Origin of the sequence: Neobacillus niacini (assembly GCF_019749295.1) — a bacterium.
In the GTDB taxonomy this organism is placed as follows: domain Bacteria; phylum Bacillota; class Bacilli; order Bacillales; family Cytobacillaceae; genus Neobacillus; species Neobacillus niacini_D.
Genome location: NZ_JACWFG010000022.1, coordinates 1 through 19,278 on the forward strand (window position 1 = coordinate 1; position 19,278 = coordinate 19,278).

17 protein-coding genes are annotated in these 19,278 nt (G+C 38.4%); 5 read left to right on the top strand and 12 right to left on the bottom strand.

Annotated elements, in window-relative coordinates; translation table 11 throughout:
* Positions 1-249: 249 nt before the first annotated feature.
* The 3 genes from H0184_RS23695 to H0184_RS23705 all read right to left on the bottom strand — a co-directional run bounded on the left by H0184_RS23695 (position 250) and on the right by H0184_RS23705 (position 2,147).
* Entirely contained in the window at positions 250-1,125 is an 876-nt protein-coding gene (locus H0184_RS23695) for an IS3 family transposase (RefSeq protein ID WP_313771824.1), read from the bottom strand.
* A gap of 11 nt (positions 1,126-1,136) precedes the next feature.
* Positions 1,137-1,430 (bottom strand): transposase, encoded by a 294-nt coding sequence (locus H0184_RS23700; RefSeq protein ID WP_221829134.1) that lies wholly within the window; start codon positions 1,428-1,430, stop codon positions 1,137-1,139.
* 213 nt (positions 1,431-1,643) lie between these two features.
* The gene (locus tag H0184_RS23705; RefSeq protein WP_221829136.1) at positions 1,644-2,147 is read right to left on the bottom strand and encodes a DoxX family protein; all 504 of its coding nucleotides are present in this window, start codon (positions 2,145-2,147) and stop codon (positions 1,644-1,646) included.
* 235 nt (positions 2,148-2,382) lie between these two features.
* Between H0184_RS23705 and H0184_RS23710 the strand changes: the two genes are divergently transcribed.
* Together H0184_RS23710 and H0184_RS23715 are read left to right on the top strand one after the other, a co-directional pair.
* The gene (locus H0184_RS23710) at positions 2,383-3,312 is read left to right on the top strand and encodes an ABC transporter ATP-binding protein (protein ID WP_221829138.1); all 930 of its coding nucleotides are present in this window, start codon (positions 2,383-2,385) and stop codon (positions 3,310-3,312) included.
* A gap of 1 nt (position 3,313) precedes the next feature.
* Positions 3,314-4,435, top strand: a complete 1,122-nt coding sequence (locus H0184_RS23715; protein ID WP_260631765.1) for an ABC transporter permease — start codon at positions 3,314-3,316, stop codon at positions 4,433-4,435.
* 31 nt (positions 4,436-4,466) lie between these two features.
* Here the strand turns inward: H0184_RS23715 and H0184_RS23720 are convergent, their stop codons facing one another.
* From H0184_RS23720 to H0184_RS23760, 9 genes are all read right to left on the bottom strand, one after another.
* Positions 4,467-4,727: a hypothetical protein gene (locus H0184_RS23720; protein ID WP_221829140.1), complete on the bottom strand. Its 261-nt coding sequence runs from the start codon at positions 4,725-4,727 to the stop codon at positions 4,467-4,469.
* Between the two features lie 146 nt (positions 4,728-4,873).
* Positions 4,874-5,761 carry an ROK family protein gene (locus H0184_RS23725; RefSeq protein WP_221829142.1) on the bottom strand — a complete coding sequence of 296 codons (888 nt, stop codon included), beginning with the start codon at positions 5,759-5,761 and terminating at the stop codon, positions 4,874-4,876.
* A 28-nt stretch (positions 5,762-5,789) separates the two neighbouring features.
* On the bottom strand, positions 5,790-7,226 hold the full coding sequence (locus H0184_RS23730) for a glycoside hydrolase family 1 protein (RefSeq protein WP_221829145.1): 1,437 nt from the start codon (positions 7,224-7,226) through the stop codon (positions 5,790-5,792).
* A 30-nt stretch (positions 7,227-7,256) separates the two neighbouring features.
* The gene (locus H0184_RS23735; protein ID WP_221829147.1) at positions 7,257-8,471 is read right to left on the bottom strand and encodes a response regulator transcription factor; all 1,215 of its coding nucleotides are present in this window, start codon (positions 8,469-8,471) and stop codon (positions 7,257-7,259) included.
* Between the two features lies 1 nt (position 8,472).
* A complete protein-coding gene (locus H0184_RS23740) occupies positions 8,473-10,236 on the bottom strand; it encodes a sensor histidine kinase (RefSeq protein ID WP_221829149.1) in 1,764 nt (587 codons plus the stop codon).
* 33 nt (positions 10,237-10,269) lie between these two features.
* Positions 10,270-11,088, bottom strand: a complete 819-nt coding sequence (locus H0184_RS23745; RefSeq protein WP_373459933.1) for a carbohydrate ABC transporter permease — start codon at positions 11,086-11,088, stop codon at positions 10,270-10,272.
* Between the two features lie 78 nt (positions 11,089-11,166).
* Positions 11,167-12,042 (bottom strand): carbohydrate ABC transporter permease, encoded by an 876-nt coding sequence (locus tag H0184_RS23750; RefSeq protein WP_221829152.1) that lies wholly within the window; start codon positions 12,040-12,042, stop codon positions 11,167-11,169.
* A gap of 60 nt (positions 12,043-12,102) precedes the next feature.
* Positions 12,103-13,386, bottom strand: a complete 1,284-nt coding sequence (locus tag H0184_RS23755) for an extracellular solute-binding protein (protein ID WP_221829154.1) — start codon at positions 13,384-13,386, stop codon at positions 12,103-12,105.
* Positions 13,387-13,638: 252 nt separating this feature from the next.
* On the bottom strand, positions 13,639-15,033 hold the full coding sequence (locus H0184_RS23760; RefSeq protein ID WP_221829156.1) for an amino acid permease: 1,395 nt from the start codon (positions 15,031-15,033) through the stop codon (positions 13,639-13,641).
* Positions 15,034-15,328: 295 nt separating this feature from the next.
* Between H0184_RS23760 and H0184_RS23765 the strand changes: the two genes are divergently transcribed.
* From H0184_RS23765 to alr, 3 genes are all read left to right on the top strand, one after another.
* On the top strand, positions 15,329-16,552 hold the full coding sequence (locus H0184_RS23765; protein WP_221829158.1) for a PucR family transcriptional regulator: 1,224 nt from the start codon (positions 15,329-15,331) through the stop codon (positions 16,550-16,552).
* 303 nt (positions 16,553-16,855) lie between these two features.
* The gene (ald, locus tag H0184_RS23770; protein WP_221829161.1) at positions 16,856-17,989 is read left to right on the top strand and encodes an alanine dehydrogenase; all 1,134 of its coding nucleotides are present in this window, start codon (positions 16,856-16,858) and stop codon (positions 17,987-17,989) included.
* A gap of 63 nt (positions 17,990-18,052) precedes the next feature.
* Entirely contained in the window at positions 18,053-19,231 is a 1,179-nt protein-coding gene (gene alr / locus H0184_RS23775; protein WP_221829162.1) for an alanine racemase, read from the top strand.
* Positions 19,232-19,278: the final 47 nt, after the last annotated feature.

The following is a 19,278-nucleotide window of genomic DNA, read 5'->3' on the forward strand; positions in this document are numbered from 1 at the left end:
TGGATGCTCGTACGATTTGTCCTCAAGACCCTGGATTGAGGACTAATCTTATTGGATGCTCGTACGATTTGTCCTCAAGACCCTGGATTGAGGACTAATCTTATTGGATGTTTGGTCTTCTGTCAAGAAAGTGGACAATAAAATTTGAGACCTTATAAACCCAAAATCACTACCGCACTTCGTTTGGTACGGTATTAGAAATGGGCAGTCGAAAACTTGACTGACCATTTCTAATACCAAAAGTCTAACTTATGAGACTATTTCAACTGTATTTAATGCATTATTTCTCTCATATTGATTAGGCGAGATATTTCCTAATGTTGAATGTTTTCGTCTTTCATTATAAATACTGCTAATATAATAACTTACTGCCTTAATCGCCTCTACCCTTGTTTTAAATCGCCTTCTATAAATCAAATCCTTTTTAAGGGTGGCATGAAACGATTCAATACAAGCATTATCATAAGGATCACCTTTTTTACTCATACTGATGTCCATTTCTTTCTTTTTCAAAATATCAATATATTCATGAGAACTATACTGAGACCCACGGTCTGAATGGTGAAGTAATTCCTTGCCAGGCTGTCTTTGAATAATAGCCATATTCAATGCTTGTATAGCTAACTCTTTCTTCATATGGTCGCCTAAACTATAGCCGACAATCTTTCTTGAAAATAGATCCATTACCGATGCCAAATAAACCCATCCCTCAAGCGTCCAAATATAGGTAATATCTGCAACCCAAACTTGATTAGGTTCTTCCACACTAAATTGACGATTGAGTCTATTAGGATAAATGTTAAAATCATGATTTGAATCAGTTGTGACCACAAACTTTTCTGGTAATGTAGCTTTTAAACCCATTTCTTTCATCATTCGAGCTACTGTTTTTAGTGAAATCGTATAGCCCCAATCAATTAAGTCGTCATGTACTCTGGGGCTTCCGTAAGTTCCATAACTCTCATGAAATGACTTGCTAATTTTCTGTTGAATTTCTGCCCGATATATTGCCTTTTCGGATGGTGGACTAGACTGCAGCTTAAGCCATTTATAATAGCCACTCGGTGAAACCTTCAATACCTGGCACATCTTCACGATAGCGTGTTCATCTGAATGGGCTCTAATAAAGGTAAAAACTACGCTTGGTTTTTGGTGAAGATGTGCATGGCCTTTTTTAGGATTTCAATTTCCTCTCTTGCATCTGCCAATTCTTTTTCATGTTGTTTTTTTAATTTCTCAAGCTCAGAAGGTGTAATATAACTCTCATTAGTCTTTCCAGCATTATTCTTCGTCCTATAAGCTGAAACCCATCGACTTATCGTCTTAGGTGAAATTTCTAATTCTCGGGCAACTTCCGATGCTTTTCGGCCTTCCTCAACAACCAATTTTGAAACATACTCTTTGTACTCCTGATCAAAACGATTTCCCATAATGGAACACGTCCTTTTAAATGATGATTGTATTATAAACTAAATCTCATTTTTACGTGTCCACTTTTTAGACTAACCTCCATGTTCGTACGATTTGTCCTCAAGACCCTGGATTGAGGACTAATCTCATAGGCGGCTCCGTGTGTTTTGTCCTCAAGACTGGTAGAACAAAAAGACGATTCGCTGAACCGAATCTACTTTTTGCTGCTTACTTTATGCTGTAGCTTTTGCTTTGTTTTTTCTAACTGTTTTGTTGATGAATGGTACTACCCAGTAGTCTAAACCATATTTACCAGCGTTGAAGCCTGCTGTTAAGATGATGAAGCCTAAGAAAATATCTGTTGGGTTATGAGATACTGTTCCTGCTAAGAAGAATGAGAAGTTCATTACTAATCCAAAGAACATTGCTGCTGTTGTTAAACATCCAAGCATAAGTCCTAAACCAATTAATGTTTCGCCCCAAGGAACGATGAAGTTGAACACGTCGATGTTTGGCAGTGCAAAGCTTTCTAGGAAGTTTACATACCAGCTGTATACCATATTTCCGTCTGGACCTGTTACCGGTTTTGCAATCGCTCCTTTTAAGAATCCAGAAGCGTCGAAGCCGCCTGTAATTTTATGAAAACCAGCTGTAAACCAAGCGTAGCCAAGGTATAAACGAATGATAGTTAAAATAGCTGCTGAAATTTTATTTTCTCTTAAAAAGTTGTTAAACATAAGTCATTCCGCCTTTCAATATTTGGTTGTTCTTTATACTCATACTATATTGGATTTCAACAGTTATTAACATGGGTATAGTGTTAAGTTCACAGTTTGTTTGAAAAGATATGACGGAAGTTTGAACGGCTAGGAACTGCAGGGACTTTGCATAAAGTTCGAATGATTTCCTTAAAAAGAACATATAGAAGAACAGGGCATTCGTCCTAAGGTGCAAGGAAAGGCAGGAGAGGAAATGAACGTTTTAGAAGTGAAGAACCTACAAAAGTCATTCGGATCCATTCGGGCTGTTCAGGACATTAGCTTCTCAGTAGAGGCAGGAGAAGTGTTTACCATCATTGGGCCAAATGGTGCAGGAAAAACGACCACACTTGAAATGATTGAGGGTTTGGTAACTCCTGACCACGGCGAAATCCATTTTGGAGAGATGAACTGGGGCCATCATGCCGTTGCCATTAAGATGAAGATTGGTGTTCAGCCCCAATCTAGTGCCATGTTTGATTTATTAACCCCAGAAGAAAACTTAGATCTTTTTGCTACTTTTTACGAAAAGGCCAGGCCAACTGCAGAGATTCTTGAACTGATTAACCTGACTGAACACCGTAAAAACCAAGTAAAAAAACTATCAGGCGGTCAGCGGCAGCGGCTTGCGATTGGACTGGCGATGATTAGTGATCCGGACATCATCTTCCTTGACGAACCAACAACCGGCCTTGATCCACAGGCACGCCGACATATATGGGATATTATCCTCGAGCTAAAGAAGTTAGGTAAAACAACGATTCTGACCACACATTATATGGAAGAAGCAGAAAAACTGAGCGATCGAGTATGTATTGTGGACCAAGGTAATATCGTAACCATCGATACACCTTCAGCCCTCATTGAAAAACTGACGAAAGAAAGAGAAGTCCGCTTATCCTTCTTAGATGGAGAAAAGGCGGCTGAAGAGGGTGCTATTTTCGCGGACAATCTTAACTCTGTCGCTCGTACAGAACGTGAAGGTGCGGTGTTAAAGCTTTGGACGATTAAGCCTGAGGATACACTTTTAGAACTGTTTAAATTCACAAAGGAAAAGGAATTCCAGGTGGAACAGGTCTCTATCCGTGAAATGAGTCTAGAAGATGTCTTTATTGCTTTTACAGGCAAGGAATGGAGGGATTAACTTGAACAATTTTAACCAGTTCAAAAAAATGTTCTCGGCTCAATTAAAATTGACCCTTCGTGAAAAACAAGCATGGTTTTGGGGCATCTTTTTTCCGGTAATTTTAATGGTTATCTTTATGGTGATTTTCAGCGGAAGTTCCGATAACGAATTTGAATCAGAAATAGCGATTGTAGCGGATAACCCAAATCCAACCTCTGAAATGCTGTTAACACAAATCACTCAACTTCCTATCCTCGATGTAAAAACAGGTGAGCCGGTTAGTCGAGACACCGCTGAGCGATGGGTGAAGGACCAGGAAGTAGATGCGGCGATTGTCCTGCCTGAATCAGCAGAAGATACCTCGTTTGTGCTTGTAGTAAACAAGGAGGATGAACGAGGGGTCACCACTCAAGCGTTATCTGCCATTCTTGATAAAATGGTTCAGCAGGCAAACCTTTCAGCTGTTGGGGCAGCACCTACCTTTGATATCCAATTTGAATCACTTACATCTGGAAATAATGAATTAAATTACACAGACTTCCTTTTAACTGGGATGATCGCTTTGTCAATTGCCCAGGGCGGGATGTTTGGGATGGTGGATTTGGTAGAAATGCGCCGTAAAGGTTTAATTAAAAGACTGAGGATGACACCTGCAAAAATGGGCATCTTCGGCCTAAGTGATATGGTCATGAGGCTGTTATTCAGTGTTATTCAAATTCTGCTATTATCATTGATTGGGGTTTTTATCTTTGGGGCTAATCTCTTTATCAGTTTTCCAAGCCTAATCATTGTTTTTTTCATTGGAGCGCTTTCCTTTAATGCTTTAGGTTACCTCTTCTCTTCCTTCAGCACGACACAAAATGCCTATATGGGAGTTGCCAATATCGTCAGCTTCGTTATGATGTTTTTAAGCGGCGTCTTCTTTCCAATTGAAACCATGCCGGATTGGCTCCAGCCAATCTCTAATCTCCTGCCTCTCACCTATTTTGCTGAAGGCTTGCGAGATAGTATGGTGTATGAAACAGGTCTGTTCTCAAGTACACTATGGTTTGGGATTGGAGTACTGGTCATATGGGGTGTGCTGTCCTTTGTGCTGGGATCATGGTTGTATAAACGAAAATCGATTGTCGCCGCCAGATAGAAAAAAGGAAGGGAAATTCCCTTCCTTTTTCTTATGAAAATCCTGCGACTGTAAATAATATTGCCAATCCAACGAGCAGGATTAGCGCTACATATCCTATAATACTAAGTATGGTAACAATCCAGCCAATTAGCTTTCTATCTGTCCTAATTAAATAAATTCCTAATGCAATCGCACCAAAAACGAAGCCTAGAATTCCCCATAAAACGGGGTTCTTACCATGTTTTTTAGAATCAATGACTAAATAAATGGTAAGGATGATATTTAAAGCCAATCCAAAAAAACCTTCCAAAGTTCCCTCTCCTTACTGTGTGCAAAAGTATACTCTTAAAACAAAATTATACCAGAAAATTCTGTATCCTATTACATATTACCCGTAAAAAAACAATAAAAAAACCGCTTGGAAGTCTAAAATCCAAGCGGTTTTTATCTTAGAATCTACCTTGATTCATTGAGCATAGCACCGTACACTGCTCCCAATAAGTTGGCATTTTGGCGATAGTTACATGGTACGATTTCCGGTTTAATTTTAGCTAGATCCACCCTTGCTAAAATGTTATCCAGCTTCTCATTGATCCCACCAATCAGGTCGTCCCTTGCACTGATTCCACCACCGATAACGATTACTTCAGGATCATAAATATACTGCAAATTATATATCCCTACGGCTAATAAATGATAGAATCGATCAATAGCTTGGATACAAACCATATCTCCTGAATCTGCCAGCTGAAAAATCTGTTCACCTGAAATAGATTCCACATCGATTTGTTTTCTTTTCGCCACTTCCCTTACTAGTGCAGCGGATGACGCCACCCTGCTCCATACATCATTACTATCTTGGACATCACTAGTTAGCAGCATATAACCGAATTCGCCGCCATGGAGATGGTTCCCTTTATGCAACTGGCCATCTTTAAATACCGATCCGCCAATTCCGGTTCCAATCACCATTACAAGCACATCCTTTTTGCCCTTAGCTGCGCCATTCCAAATCTCAGCATATCCCGCACAATTCGCGTCATTTTCTAAGTAAACCGGCAGTGAAGTATGCTCTTTAACTAAATTTTTGATATTAGGGCCATGTAAATAACGGATGGCACTGGAACCATAAATCACACCTTCATCCGAAACAGCTCCAGGTGCACTGATTGCAATCCCGTTAACATCGGAATACTTTTCTGTAAAATTCGTAATAATCGATAGCAGTTCGTCTAAGGTTTTAGGTGTTTTTACTTTATTGTTCTCTAGAATTTCAGCACTATCAGTAACTAATCCGTACTTAATAAATGTACCTCCAATATCGAAAGCTAAATACTTACTCATCTTGAAACGCCCCTAGGTCGCATAAGTTTTATTTATAAATATTGTCATCCTGTGCATCGAATTGTTTGGTTTCGATGACTTGTTTTAGCCAATAAGCAGATTTCTTTAGCGCACGGTTTCGATTTTCCTCAAGATTAATCTCAACCAATCCATATCGATTCTTAAAGGCATTCATTGGAGAAACATTATCACTAAAAGCCCAAAGCATATAACCTGTACAATTGGAGCCATCTTCAACACCCTTTAATAACCACTTTAAATGCTCACTAATGAATTCAATCCGGTAATCATCTTGAATCATGCCTTCTTCATTTTTAAATCGGTGTTCATTTTCAACACCCATCCCATTTTCTGCTATAAACCATTCGATATTTCCGTACTCTTCTTTCATTCGCATCGCGATATCATACATCACCTGAGGATAGATTTCCCAGCCGCGATGTGGATTCATTTTTCTGCCTGGTAAATCAAAGCTTTCATAATAATAAGCAGGATGGAAAGGCGTCTCTTCATTCCAGGCCGTTGAACGTGCCTTTACACGGTAGGGGAAATAGATATTCAACCCCACATAATCGACAGTGTTCTCTTTAATGATTTGTAGTTCTTCTGCTGTTGCTTCAAAAGCAATATGATGTTTGTTCATTAATTCTATCAATTCTTCAGGGAATTCCCCTTTAATCGAAGGATCCAGGAAAATTCTGTTGTAAAATAGATCAAAGATTCGCGCCGCTTTTTGATCATGATCAGCAGAGGAACGAGCATATGCTACTTCAGGATTGATGATGTTACCAATCTTTGCACCATATTTATTTTTTAAATCCATTTCTTTGAATAAACGAATAACCTTGGCAGTGGCTAAGCTTTTATTATAATTCCATTGCATCCACTTCTGAGTATTTTGTTCGAATGGATAACGAATCGCATCTAAATAGACACGCGTTTGAATAACAATGGGCTCATTAAAAGTAAACCAATGCTTAACACGGTCACCATAACGTTCAAACACTTTTTCCGCATATTTAACAAATAGGTCAACGACATGCTTGGATCCCCAGCCGCCATATTTCTTAAATAATGAAGCAGGAAGCTCGTAATGTTCAAGACAAATCATTGGTTCTACACCATTCTTAATTAACTCATTGAGCATATCATCTATATAACTAGCATAGTCTTCATCTACCACGGCATTTTCATAATCTAGTAAAAAACGAGACCAGTTAATCGAAGTCCTAAAGTTTTGCAGCCCGATTTGTTTCATATAGCCAATGTCTTCTTTATATCTATTCTTAAAATCAGTCGCGACAGCAGGACCATATCCATTATGCCAAACATTTTTATTTTCCTTATACCACATGTCGAGAAAGGAATCCTGTGTCTCTTTTTTTCCTGACCATCCTTCCGTCTGCCAAGCAGACACAGCTGCTCCAAGGAAAAAGTCCTTCGGTACATTCATTGTCTTTTGCATCCTCTTTACCTCCGGTTCTATAAGAATCTCTTATGATTGATTGATATTATTTGATGTTATATTTCTGTACTTTGTTGGTGTATAGCCTGTAAACTTTTTAAACACATCAACAAAGTACTTATACTCTCGATAACCTACTTTTTCAGCAATTTCACTCACGTTAAAAGGAGTTTCTTCTAGAAGCTGTTTTGCTGCATCAACACGCAAAGTATTAATATATTCATTAAAGCTCCTGCCCGTTTTTTGTTTAAATAATGAGCTGAAATAATTAGGGGAAATATTAATGACGTCCGCTACCTCTTGTGCCTTAATAGATGACGTATAATAGGATTGAATGTATTGTTCAGCCCTTTCAATTAACCAGTCGCTGCCCTTAGGATGATAAATGGATGATTCATTTACAGGACTGACAACAACCCCTTGTTTACTATAAGGAAGATAGCGTGTGTCTTCAGATAATCTCTTATAAACCTCCTTCAACTGACCTATGGTGATGGCAGTATCATTAAAGACACCAATTAACTCTTCAAAAACCATGTTTTCAGAAGAAAAATCATCCAGATTAGTTGTTACACAAGTTAACATGACATTTTTACTCGTAAACACCGATACACTTGTAAAGCCCTTGCACTTCAAAGAATTCCTCACAAGGTTTTCCCAATCTATCGTCAAGCTTTGGAGTTCTTCCTCTGATAAATCTTTTATCTTATTTTTATATTCTTTTAACATCGTCACAAAGGGATAAATACGCACATTAGCAAATAAACTCGAGTTATTTGGTATCGTATCGGGTGAATCTAAAACTTGATGGAAAATAGCATTTTTTATATTCATCTGATAAATTTGCTGAGCAGCTACTCGTTCCTCTTCTAAGTCACTCATAATTTTTGTGATGACACGTAAAAGCTCATCGATTTCCACCGGCTTCAATAAGTAATTCTTTACACCTAATTGAAGCGCCTGTTGTGCATACTTAAAATCGTCATACCCACTTATGATAATCGTCCGAATATCAGGATACTTCTCTGCAAGGAATGCCGCCAATTGCAATCCATCGACATTCGGCATTCTGACATCGGTTACTACTAAATCTATATCACCATGTTCCTGAATCTTCTGAATAGCCTCTGCTCCGTCGTACGCTACGTCCACAACTTCCACCATATATTCATCCCACGGAATTGTCTGTTGCAAACCACGACAAATAATGGGTTCATCATCAACGATTAGCATTTTAAAGGGCATACTACTCACCTGTTTCATTTGATAGTAAACTACTATTATCTTTTTTTGATATAGGAAGCTTTAAGCGGATCCATGTTCCCATTTCGGAATCTAACAACTCCAATTTTGCCTCTTCTCCAAAGGCAAGCTCTAATCGATCGATGAGATTAAAAATGGCATAGCCGCCCTTCCGATCATCATCTTCAGCTTGTTTCTCTTTCTTAAATCCCCAGCCATTGTCGATTACATCCATCCAAATTTCTTCATCAACGTTATAGCACCGAATTTGGATAACGCCCTGTCTAGGCAAATTTTTAAAACCATGGAGGATACTATTCTCTACTAATGGCTGTAAAATCTGCTTAATGATATAGATATCTTTTATTTGATCGTCATAAAAAATACTGTAATTCAATCGATTTCCCATTCGGTTCTTTTGTAACTCTAGATAGTTTTGAATATAATGGATTTCTTCCTCTACCTTTACCCACATCTTTCCCATGTTTAAGTTCATACGAAATATTTTAGATAAACGTTCAATTAGCTGACCCGTTTCCATCGCTTTTTCTAAACGTGCTGTCCAGCGAATCATGTCCAGCGTATTGTATAAAAAGTGTGGATCAATTTGGCTTTGCAGAGCCTTCAATTCCGATTCACGCTGCTTAATCTTTAACTTATATTCTCGATTAATATATTTTTGAATCGTAGTGACCATTTGGTTAAACCGGAGTCCTAATTTTCCAATCTCGTCCTGTGATGAGATCCGAACCTTAGCACTGAAATCGCCTTTTCCCAGTTGCTTCGTTTGTTTCGTCAATTCCACAATCCGTTTGATAAAAGACTGATAAAATCCAACAAATGCTAACGCCCCAAACGCTAATAAAAGGAGAATCATAAAAACAAACAAACCGCGGACATTATATAAACTTTTAACCACTTCTCCCTCATTTACCATCGCAATCGAAACCCAATCTGTTCCTGCAATTGCTTTCTTCACAAGTAAATAGTCACTTTGTTCATCGTTGATTTTCAATGTGCTATTTTTACTGTTTACAATCCAATGCGTTACATTCTTGTCAGGAAATGTCTTCCCGGCTAATGAAGGATCCTGGTGCAGGACAACTTCTCCTTTTTTGTTCAATACAAAATAATCACCAGTTTGGTCAATTGTATTATTTTCAATCGTCTTATATAGCTTAGATTCGTCTAATCGAATTCTTACCATTCCGATAGGTGTGTTGATATGGTTAAAATCATTAATCACCCTTGTTAAACTAACCACATTCTTTTTTGCAGATCCATTCTCCATCACTTGATAGGTATTGCTCCAAAAAGGAGCGCCTTCAAGATTCCTAGATTCTTGGTTCAGCCTGACTTCATTCCCGATTATGCTGCTTCCTATTTCTAACACATGTCCATCATTGGCGACTAAAGAAATAGAGTCAATATAGCTATGACTCATAAGCTGAAAGGTAAAATATCCATTAATTCCTGCAACTGCCTCTTTATAGGCAGGTTGATTAAGATCTTCCTCCGGAGCGGTAAAAAATGTTCGGAAGTTTTTTTCATAAATCATATAAGAAGACATATTCTCAATCCCGCGAATGATGGATGTTAGATTATCTTCATTTTTTTCTAGTTTACCAACCGCATTTTTTTCAGCCTGCTGCTTAAATACAGTAGTAGTTTGATAGTAAATAATACAGCCAATTATCACGGTTGGTAAGGTAATCAAGAGTAAGAATACGATTACAAATTTGTTTTTTAATCCCCAATTTTGGATCATGCACATCAGCCTTTTAATTTATTACCATTAAGTTTATCCTTTTACTGCTCCTGCTGTCATACCATTTACAATTTCTTTTTCTAAGAATAAATAGAAAATGATAATAGGAATCATAGACATCGTTAAACCTGCCATTTGTGCCCCATAATTAACGGTAAACTGACCAGCAAAACTTGCAAGACCCAACGGCAATGTTTGAAGGGCAGGATCATTAAGTAATACGAGAGCAAACGAGAACTCATTCCAGTTATAAATAAAGTTCAAAATAATAACGGTAGCCAGCGCTGGACGGGACATCGGCAAAATAATGGACCAGAATATCCGGAAGATTCCACAACCATCGATAATCGCTGATTCTTCAATATCCTTTGGAAAAGCCTTCATAAAACTGGTTAGGATAAAAATCGTAATCGGCAGATGGAAGGCAATATAGGGAAATAACAAGGTAATAGGATTATTCAGCAACCCTAAATTTTTCAATAAAATGAACATTGGAACAAGAGTAGCATGAATCGGAATTAACATCCCAAAAATAAAGAAGGTATACAAGGCATTCTTAAACTTAAACTCTATTCTTGCTAGAAAATAGGAAGCTAACGCTCCGATTAACACAGTGAGAATAGTTGCTAGTAAACATATAAAAATACTATTTTTAAAGAGAACGCCTAAATTAGCGGTACCCCACGCTTCTATATAATTATCAATAACCAAAGTCTTTGGTAAACCAAATTGATTCACCGCAAATTCTTTTTCTGACTTAAAGGAATTGATAATCATCCAAATAATAGGATAAACATTAATCACCGAAAAAATGATTAAGACTGCATATATAAGGGTGTTTTTTACACTCATATTCCTTGTGCTTCGATGCAGCGGCAATGCAGAACGCGTTGTTTTCTTAATCGTTGTTTCCATTACTGCACCTCCCCATCAAATAAATTTTTGACCAAGAACTTTTTTTACAATTCCAATCAAGATGAGACTGAAGAAGAAAATAAATACGGATATCGCACTGCCGTAACCATATTTCAGGTTCGAAAATGTCTCATTGAACATATACAACGCCATAACGTCGGTAGAATGAGACGGTCCGCCATGTGTCATAACATAAATTAAATCAAAGGTTCTTAAACTACCGGAAATACACAATATAATCGCAACGATAATCGTATCCCAAATCATAGGGATGGTTATTTTCCATGTAGTCACCCATTCAGAGGCTCCATCCATCTTTGCTGCTTCCATTACTTCTTCCGGTATGTTTTGCAAGGCTGCAAGAAAAATAATTAAATAGAGCCCAACGAACTGCCAGATTACAGTAATACATACAGCCACCATCGACCATTTTGTATCACCTAACCAGTTTTGTGCCAAAAAGTCTAAGCCAACAGCCCTTAAAATTTCGTTAATCATGCCATCCTTCGTATTATAAATGAGGCTCCATGTAAGTGAGATCACGACCGTTGATAAGACAACAGGAAGAAAACCAATGGTTCTAAAAATCTTTAAGCCCTTGATTTTTCGATTTAATAAAAGGGCTATAAATAAAGCGATCGGAATCTGTCCAAATACAGAGGCAATGACAACAAAAATGTTATTACCAACTGAATTCCAAAATAATTCATCCTGAAACAGATTCCCAAAGTTTTGCAGACCGATAAATTCCATTTCCGAAAAACCATCCCATTCCATAAAGGAATAATAAAACGATTGGATAATCGGATAGATCGCAAAAACGGTATAAATTAAAAATGCCGGCAGTAAACCGATAATAAGAGCGGCTTTACTTTTCCCAGTTAGTTGCATACTTATCTCCCCTATGAAATGACAGGCTGCCTTAATAGAGGCAACCTGTATTTTAAAAGATTATTTCTTTCCTTGTTCGTTTTCCTTTTGCATTTCTTCAGCTAATTCCTTAGGTGTCTTTTCACCAATCGTGATAGATTGTAAGCCATTGTTAATCATATCTGTTAACTCCGGCGTTAACGTCGCATCATAAACGGGTGCTAAACCGCCTTGTGCAAATCCGTTAGCTGTTTGGTAAATTTCAGGAATGCTGTCATCCATTTCTACTTGTACTGGAACAACGATATTAGACTTAGCTAACCCTTGGTACAGTTCATCACCATAGAAGTACTCTAAGAATTTAAATGCTGCTTCCTTTTTCTTACCAGATAATTCAGCATTAAGAGCGATACCGCCGCCCGCTGCACCCGAGATTTTTTCTGTATCTCCTTCGCCGCTAAAGCTCGGGAATGGAGCAACCCCGATATTATCGATATTATCTACACCTTCTAAGATTGGTCCGATTGCCCAAGAACCTGCGAAGTGCATAGCAGCTTCTCCACTATTAAATAATGTTCTAGATTGTGCTTCGTCAATTGTATTAAAGTCTTCGTTAAATGCCTTAAGCTTTGCTAGTTCTTCAACTACTGATAACGCTTTTACAAAGTTCTCATCTGTAAAAGAGCTTTTTCCGCTTAAAGTGTTTGGTAAGAACTCACTGCCTGTAAAACGATCGCCAATCGTTGAAATATAAACAGATTGCAGCGGCCAAATGGCTTTATTCCCTAATGCAATTGGGGTTACTTTTTCGTCATTTAATGCCTTGATTAAATCTTTTAACTCGTCATATGTTTTTGGAAATTCTTCAAATCCTGCTTTTTTCACTGCATCTTTATGGTAGTAAATCAAGCTAGTTTCACTAATATTTGCTGGAATCGCGTACTGCTTGCCGTCGACTGCATAATCTTTCATGATACCTTCTGGAATTTTCCCTTCCCAAGTATCAAGGATTTCATTTAAAGGAAGTAACGCATTTCCTTCAACTAGAGGCGCAATACGTGCACCAGGCCATACGCGGAACATATCCGGTAATTGCTTTCCTGCTGCTTGAGTTCTCAGCTTTGTTTCATATTGATCATGTGGAATGCTTTCAATTTTAACGTGGATACTATCTTTGTTTTCTTCATTGAATTTAGCAATGATATCTTTATAAACCTTGTATTCCGGACGATTTTCAGTCCAGTCATTCCAAACAGTAAGTTCTGTGATTTTGCCGTCTCCCGAAGCTTTCTCTTTCCCCCCGCTGCAAGCGGTTAAACTAAACAGTAATAACAAGCCTAAGACTAATATGCCTAGCTTCTTCATAGTGGTTCCCCCTTTAATAAAATCAAACGATTACAATATTTATTGTAAAGGTTTTCAATTTTTCCACTATCCGAAAAAATTAAAAAAATATCCGATAATTTACAGTCTTTTAAAACGGTTTCATTTTTTGGCCTCTATCAACAGTTTGAACTAATATTGCCGAACAATAAATAAAAAAGCGTAAATGGACCCTTAAGCCCACTTACGCTTTTTAATATATAAGAATAAATATAATGTGGTGACAGGCACCAGTTATACCACTTTTTGAACTTGATTCTGTTCTTGTTTACCCCGTTTATGATAGCCCTTTCCATAATAGAAAGCTGTTAATATCCCGAGCCAAAGCGGTCCAACGATTAAAGCAATTCTAGTATCTGGGAAGAACGCCATTAGCCCTACTACTAGAAGTAAGAATGCTAATGAGAAGTACGATGTGAAGGGATATAACGGCATCTTATATTTTAAGCCTCTCAATTGAGTATCTGTTAGTCCTTTCCGATACTTGATTTGTGATAATAAGATCATCGACCAAGTCCATATCGCCCCAAAGGTGGAGATTGCGGTTACCCATGTAAATACTTTTGCCGGCACTAAATAGTTAAGAACAACACCCACTAACAGGGCTCCCGCTGTTACTAACACAGCTTTACTAGGAACACCATTCTTGTTTAATTTACCTAATCCCTTTGGTGCCTCATCATTTTCAGCTAAGTTGAATAACATACGTGCTGTACTAAAGATACCGCCGTTACATGAAGATAGCGCAGCAGTCAAAACAACAAAGTTAATAATTCCTGCAGCCGCGGGAATGCCAAGCTTATCAAAGGTCAAAACGAACGGACTGCCTTGCGCACCGATTTCCGTCCATGGATAAATTGACATGATGACAAACAATGCACCCACATAGAAAATAAGAATTCGCCAGAAAACAGTATCAATCGCTCTAGATAATGTTTTTTCCGGATTCTTTACTTCGCCGGCAGTAATCCCAATCATCTCAATACCCAAGAAAGCAAACATGACCATTTGTAACGACATTAACACGCCCGTAATCCCATTTGGAAGGATGCCTCCATTCTCCCAAAGATTGCTGATACCAGTTGCAATGCCGCCATTACCAATCCCTAACACAATCATTCCAAGACCACTTACTATCATGAATATAATCGTAACAATCTTAATTAACGCAAACCAAAATTCAAGCTCACCATAAGCTTTTACATTTAGGAAATTGACCGAAGCCATGATGACTAGTGCTGCCAAAGCCCAAATCCAGCGAGGTACTTCAGGGAACCAATACTCCATGTAGATTCCTGCAGCCGTAATCTCAGCCATACACGTTACAACCCATAAGAACCAATAATTCCATCCTGTTAAGAAGCCAGGCAATGCGCCTAAATAGTCCCGGGCATATTGACTAAAAGAACCTGCTACTGGTTTTTGAATCGCCATCTCACCAAGTGCCCTCATAATAAAGAACATAATCATACCAGCAAATGCATAACCCAGGATAATACCAGGTCCTGCAAGCTTTATAGCAGTTGCTGACCCTAGAAACAACCCTACCCCAATCGCTGCTCCTAGTGACATCAGCGTAATATGTCTTTCCTCTAATCCTCTTTGTAATTGATTTGCATTTTTTTGCATAGTCTGCCCCCTATTTTAGTTGAAATCTCCTATTTCCCTTTTTCAGTAAAAAAGATACAATATTATTCGAAATAAAACTACTGTTTATATTTAAATAATATCCTCCTATTCATTTTGTGAATGATAGCGTTTACAATGATTATTAATTATCTAAAAGTTAAAACTTTGTGAAATTAATATAACATATTTGTGAACGTTTAATATTGTAGAATAAATACAAATCTATTAAAAAAATATTGTTTTAATTAACAAATACGTTACATAGTGCACAATCTCATTAAAAAGGTGGCAGTTTATGAAAAATGATCCGTTCCGCGCAAGCTTTGAAAGTTTAGAAGAATTTGCTGATATGGTAAGTGAAGTTTTACATTGTCCGATAACCATTGAAGATGCGAACCATCGCCTCCTAGCCTACAGTACCCATGATGACCGAACCGATCCAGCACGGATTGCCACAATCATTGGCCGCCGTGTGCCGGAAAAAGTCATCAATTCCTTATGGAAAGAAGGGGTCATTCCTTCCTTGTTAAACAGCCGTGATCCCATACGGGTTAAGACGGTGGATGAAATTGGTCTCGGAAATAGAGTCGCTGTTTCCATTTGGAAAAACGATGAAGTGCTCGGCTTCATTTGGGCATTAGAGATTGAAAAAACATTAGGCGAAGAAGAAATGGACTGTTTAAAGCGAGCTGCGGATGCGACCAAAAATAAACTAATCCAATTACAGAACCGTAAAAATAAAAAAGAAGAGCAATTTCAAGAGTTTTTCTGGCAGTTGTTAACGAGTCATCTTTCTTCCAATGAAGAAATTATTAATAAGTTTCATGCGTTGCAAATTTCGCCTCCGACACTATTTGGTATTGCCGTTTTTCAATTTACTAAGGAATTAGGCCGTGACGATGAAAAGCATATAGCCTATCTGTTAAAAACGATTCAACTGCCAAAGATTTTACTGCACACCATTGACCATCAACAATTAATCTTGTTTATTTCTCTTGATGGAACCCAGCAGCCAGTAAATAAACTAAATGCATTCTGTGAGTTGTTTGTTGCAAAAATGAAGGAACGATTTGGAATTGAATCAATCGTTCAGGGCTATAGCAGTGTTTATTGCGATTTAGTAAAAGTGGAAAAGGCGTACAAAGAAGCAGGAACTGTACTATCAATAAAGAGAAAATTCCCTATTGAAGCAAAAGATATCCACGGCTATCAAAGCTTAGGAATCTATAAGTATATTGATGTATTGATAGAAAAGGCAGGTACAGACCAGAACGAAAACTATTCTCTGAAAAGACTTCAAGAATATGATAAAAAAAATAACACCGATCTCGTCGAAACACTAGAAGTTTTTTTAAACAAAGACAGCAATGTTCATGAGGCCGCATGCGCTCTAAATGTACACACCAACACCCTAAACTATCGGCTCAAACGGATATCCGAAATCGGCGAAATCAATCTAAAAGACCCAAACCAAAAAATAACCCTCTACCTAGACCTTAAACTCGAAAAGTTCAAATAAACTTGGTGCAAATGTGGTGCCTGTCACCCTCCGTGGACAGTGTCCACGGAGGGTGACAGGCACCAGGGTGACACCTAAAAGGTGTTCACCGTCTATTTGAAAATTCCAACAAGGCAAAATACAATTTTTTTATAGGTTGGCTCTGTTACTTTTCCTTTTATATCAAGGGATTTGTGAACGTTTTGTGTAAATCCACAAATAGAATCTTGTTATTTTTGCTTTCTAAACAAAGAAAAATGTTTTCGAAAGGATTATTCTAAAGTCAGAAAAAATCATGTAAGACTTCTAAGGGGGATAACGAGAATGATTATTGGCGTAGTGAAAGAAATTAAAAACAATGAAAACCGTGTGGCATTAACTCCAGCAGGGGTAGTATCATTCGTACAAGCTGGACATAAAGTAGTAGTTGAAAAAGCGGCTGGAATTGGAAGCGGTTTCGCCGATGCAGACTATACTCAAGCAGGCGCAGAAATCATTGAGTTAGCAACTGATGTTTGGAATCAGTCTGAAATGATTATGAAAGTGAAAGAACCGCTTGAAAGTGAATACAAATACTTCCGTCCAGGTTTAGTATTATTTACATATCTGCATTTAGCTGCTGAACCAGCTTTAACTCAAGCATTAAAAGAAAGCGGTGTAATTGCCATTGCCTACGAAACCGTATCTGTTAATCGTACGCTGCCGCTTCTTACACCTATGAGCGAAGTAGCTGGCCGTATGTCTGCACAAATCGGGGCACAATTTTTACAAAAATTCAATGGCGGTAAAGGGATCCTGCTCGCAGGTGTTCCAGGGGTAAGCCGTGGTAAGGTTACCATCATTGGCGGAGGTATTGTCGGAACAAACGCAGCTAAAATGGCAATTGGTTTAGGAGCGGACGTAACCATTATTGACTTAAGCGCAGATCGTCTTCGTTACTTAGATGACGTTTTCGGAAACCAAATTAAAACATTAATCTCAAATCCATTCAACATTGCTGAAGCTGTGAAGGAAGCGGACTTAGTCATCGGAGCGGTTTTAATTCCAGGGGCTAAAGCGCCTAAATTAGTAACAGAAGAAATGGTTAAAACGATGAAACCGGGTTCTGTAATCGTTGACGTTGCGATTGACCAAGGCGGAAGCGTTGAAACGATTGATCATGTAACAACACACGATAACCCAACATTTGAAAAACATGGTGTCGTTCACTACTCTGTTGCGAACATGCCTGGGGCAGTTCCAAGAACATCTACAATGGCTCTTACAAATGCAACTGTTCCATATGCATTGCAAATTGCCAATAAGGGTGTTGCGCGTGCCATCTCTGAAAATCCAGCATTAAAGCTTGGTGTGAACGTGGCAAACGGTGAAATCACTTATGAAGCGGTAGCAAGGGACCTTAACTATGTATATGTACCAGTGGAAACAGCATTGGAAAAAGAAATCGTATTGAACTAACCATTCTGGTACCCTCAAGTTATCTTGAGGGTTTTTTCATAGGATTTTTAGGGGGGATATTTCGTGAATCACCAGAGTTATCGAGATACATGGGCTGAAGTTTCATTGGATGCGATTAAACATAATACTGCGGAATTTAAACGTTACATTGGGGATTGTGTCGGCTTAATGGCTGTGGTAAAGGCAGATGGTTACGGGCACGGGGCCGTCCAAGTTGCTAGAGCAGCTGTGGAAGCTGGCGCAAATTACTTAGCAGTCGCCATTTTGGATGAAGCCATTGAACTGCGTGAGGCAGGGATCACTCAGCCAATCTTGGTATTAGGATATACTCCCACTCGCTCCATTCGACAGGCAATTATAGCCGGAGTTGATATTACCGTTTTTAGTGAGGATGTACTTGAGGAAATTATTTTTCAATCCGAGGAACTTCAAAAAACGACAGCTATCCATTTAAAAGTGGATACCGGGATGACGAGAATTGGTGTCCAAACTAGAGAAGAAGCACTTATTTTATCAGCCAAAGCGGTTGAATCTAAACTTGTTTTCCTTAAAGGGATTTTCACCCACTTCGCTAAAGCTGATAGTGAGGATCCATCCTATACATTAGAGCAATTCGAACGATTTCGTTCTATTACTTCTTTTTTAACTAACAACGGAATTTCTATCCCATTAAAGCACTGCTGTAATACAGCAGGGACAATGAATTTTCCAGAAATGCACCTTGATATGGTCCGTGTAGGAATTGGTTTGTATGGTCTATATCCGGATGTGTCGTTAAAGGAGCATCCCATTTCACTTCAGCAGGCCATGACGCTTAAAACAAAAATTACTGGACTTAAAAAGGTCGCGAAGTATCAGTGTATTAGCTATGGATGTACCTATACCCCATCAAATGATAGAATAATTGCTACACTTCCTATCGGGTATGCAGATGGACTATCTAGACACCTTTCCAACTGCGGTCAATTTCTGGTTCATGGACAGAGGGCTCTAGTAGCTGGCCGCGTCTGCATGGACCAAACGATGATTGATGTAACAAACATCCCCTCCTGTAAGCAAGGAGACGAAGTGATTATTTTTGGGAGAAATGCTGAAGCGTTTCAATCCATTGATGAGATTGCGCTCCTCATGGGGACGATTAACTATGAGGTTGTCTGTTTAATAGGGAAACGCGTTCCGCGCATTTATACTGTCGGCGGAAATGAAGTTTACAATCAAGTCCTTCAAACTTCGGTATATTAATCATTCATTGAAAAAGGTCACATTCTCTTCCATGTGACCTTTTAAAA

Excerpts from the sequence above, each read along its gene's own strand:
- H0184_RS23755 (WP_221829154.1), bottom strand. The coding sequence starts at position 13,386 with ATGAAGAAGCTAGGCATATTAGTCTTAGGCTTGTTATTACTGTTTAGT.
- H0184_RS23745 (WP_373459933.1), bottom strand. The coding sequence starts at position 11,088 with ATGAGTGTAAAAAACACCCTTATATATGCAGTCTTAATCATTTTTTCG.
- H0184_RS23705 (WP_221829136.1), bottom strand. The coding sequence starts at position 2,147 with ATGTTTAACAACTTTTTAAGAGAAAATAAAATTTCAGCAGCTATTTTA.
- H0184_RS23700 (WP_221829134.1), bottom strand. The coding sequence starts at position 1,430 with ATGGGAAATCGTTTTGATCAGGAGTACAAAGAGTATGTTTCAAAATTG.
- H0184_RS23750 (WP_221829152.1), bottom strand. The coding sequence starts at position 12,042 with ATGCAACTAACTGGGAAAAGTAAAGCCGCTCTTATTATCGGTTTACTG.
- ald (WP_221829161.1), top strand. The coding sequence starts at position 16,856 with ATGATTATTGGCGTAGTGAAAGAAATTAAAAACAATGAAAACCGTGTG.
- H0184_RS23740 (WP_221829149.1), bottom strand. The coding sequence starts at position 10,236 with ATGATCCAAAATTGGGGATTAAAAAACAAATTTGTAATCGTATTCTTA.
- H0184_RS23710 (WP_221829138.1), top strand. The coding sequence starts at position 2,383 with ATGAACGTTTTAGAAGTGAAGAACCTACAAAAGTCATTCGGATCCATT.
- H0184_RS23735 (WP_221829147.1), bottom strand. The coding sequence starts at position 8,471 with ATGCCCTTTAAAATGCTAATCGTTGATGATGAACCCATTATTTGTCGT.
- H0184_RS23760 (WP_221829156.1), bottom strand. The coding sequence starts at position 15,033 with ATGCAAAAAAATGCAAATCAATTACAAAGAGGATTAGAGGAAAGACAT.
- H0184_RS23725 (WP_221829142.1), bottom strand. The coding sequence starts at position 5,761 with ATGAGTAAGTATTTAGCTTTCGATATTGGAGGTACATTTATTAAGTAC.
- H0184_RS23765 (WP_221829158.1), top strand. The coding sequence starts at position 15,329 with ATGAAAAATGATCCGTTCCGCGCAAGCTTTGAAAGTTTAGAAGAATTT.
- H0184_RS23730 (WP_221829145.1), bottom strand. The coding sequence starts at position 7,226 with ATGCAAAAGACAATGAATGTACCGAAGGACTTTTTCCTTGGAGCAGCT.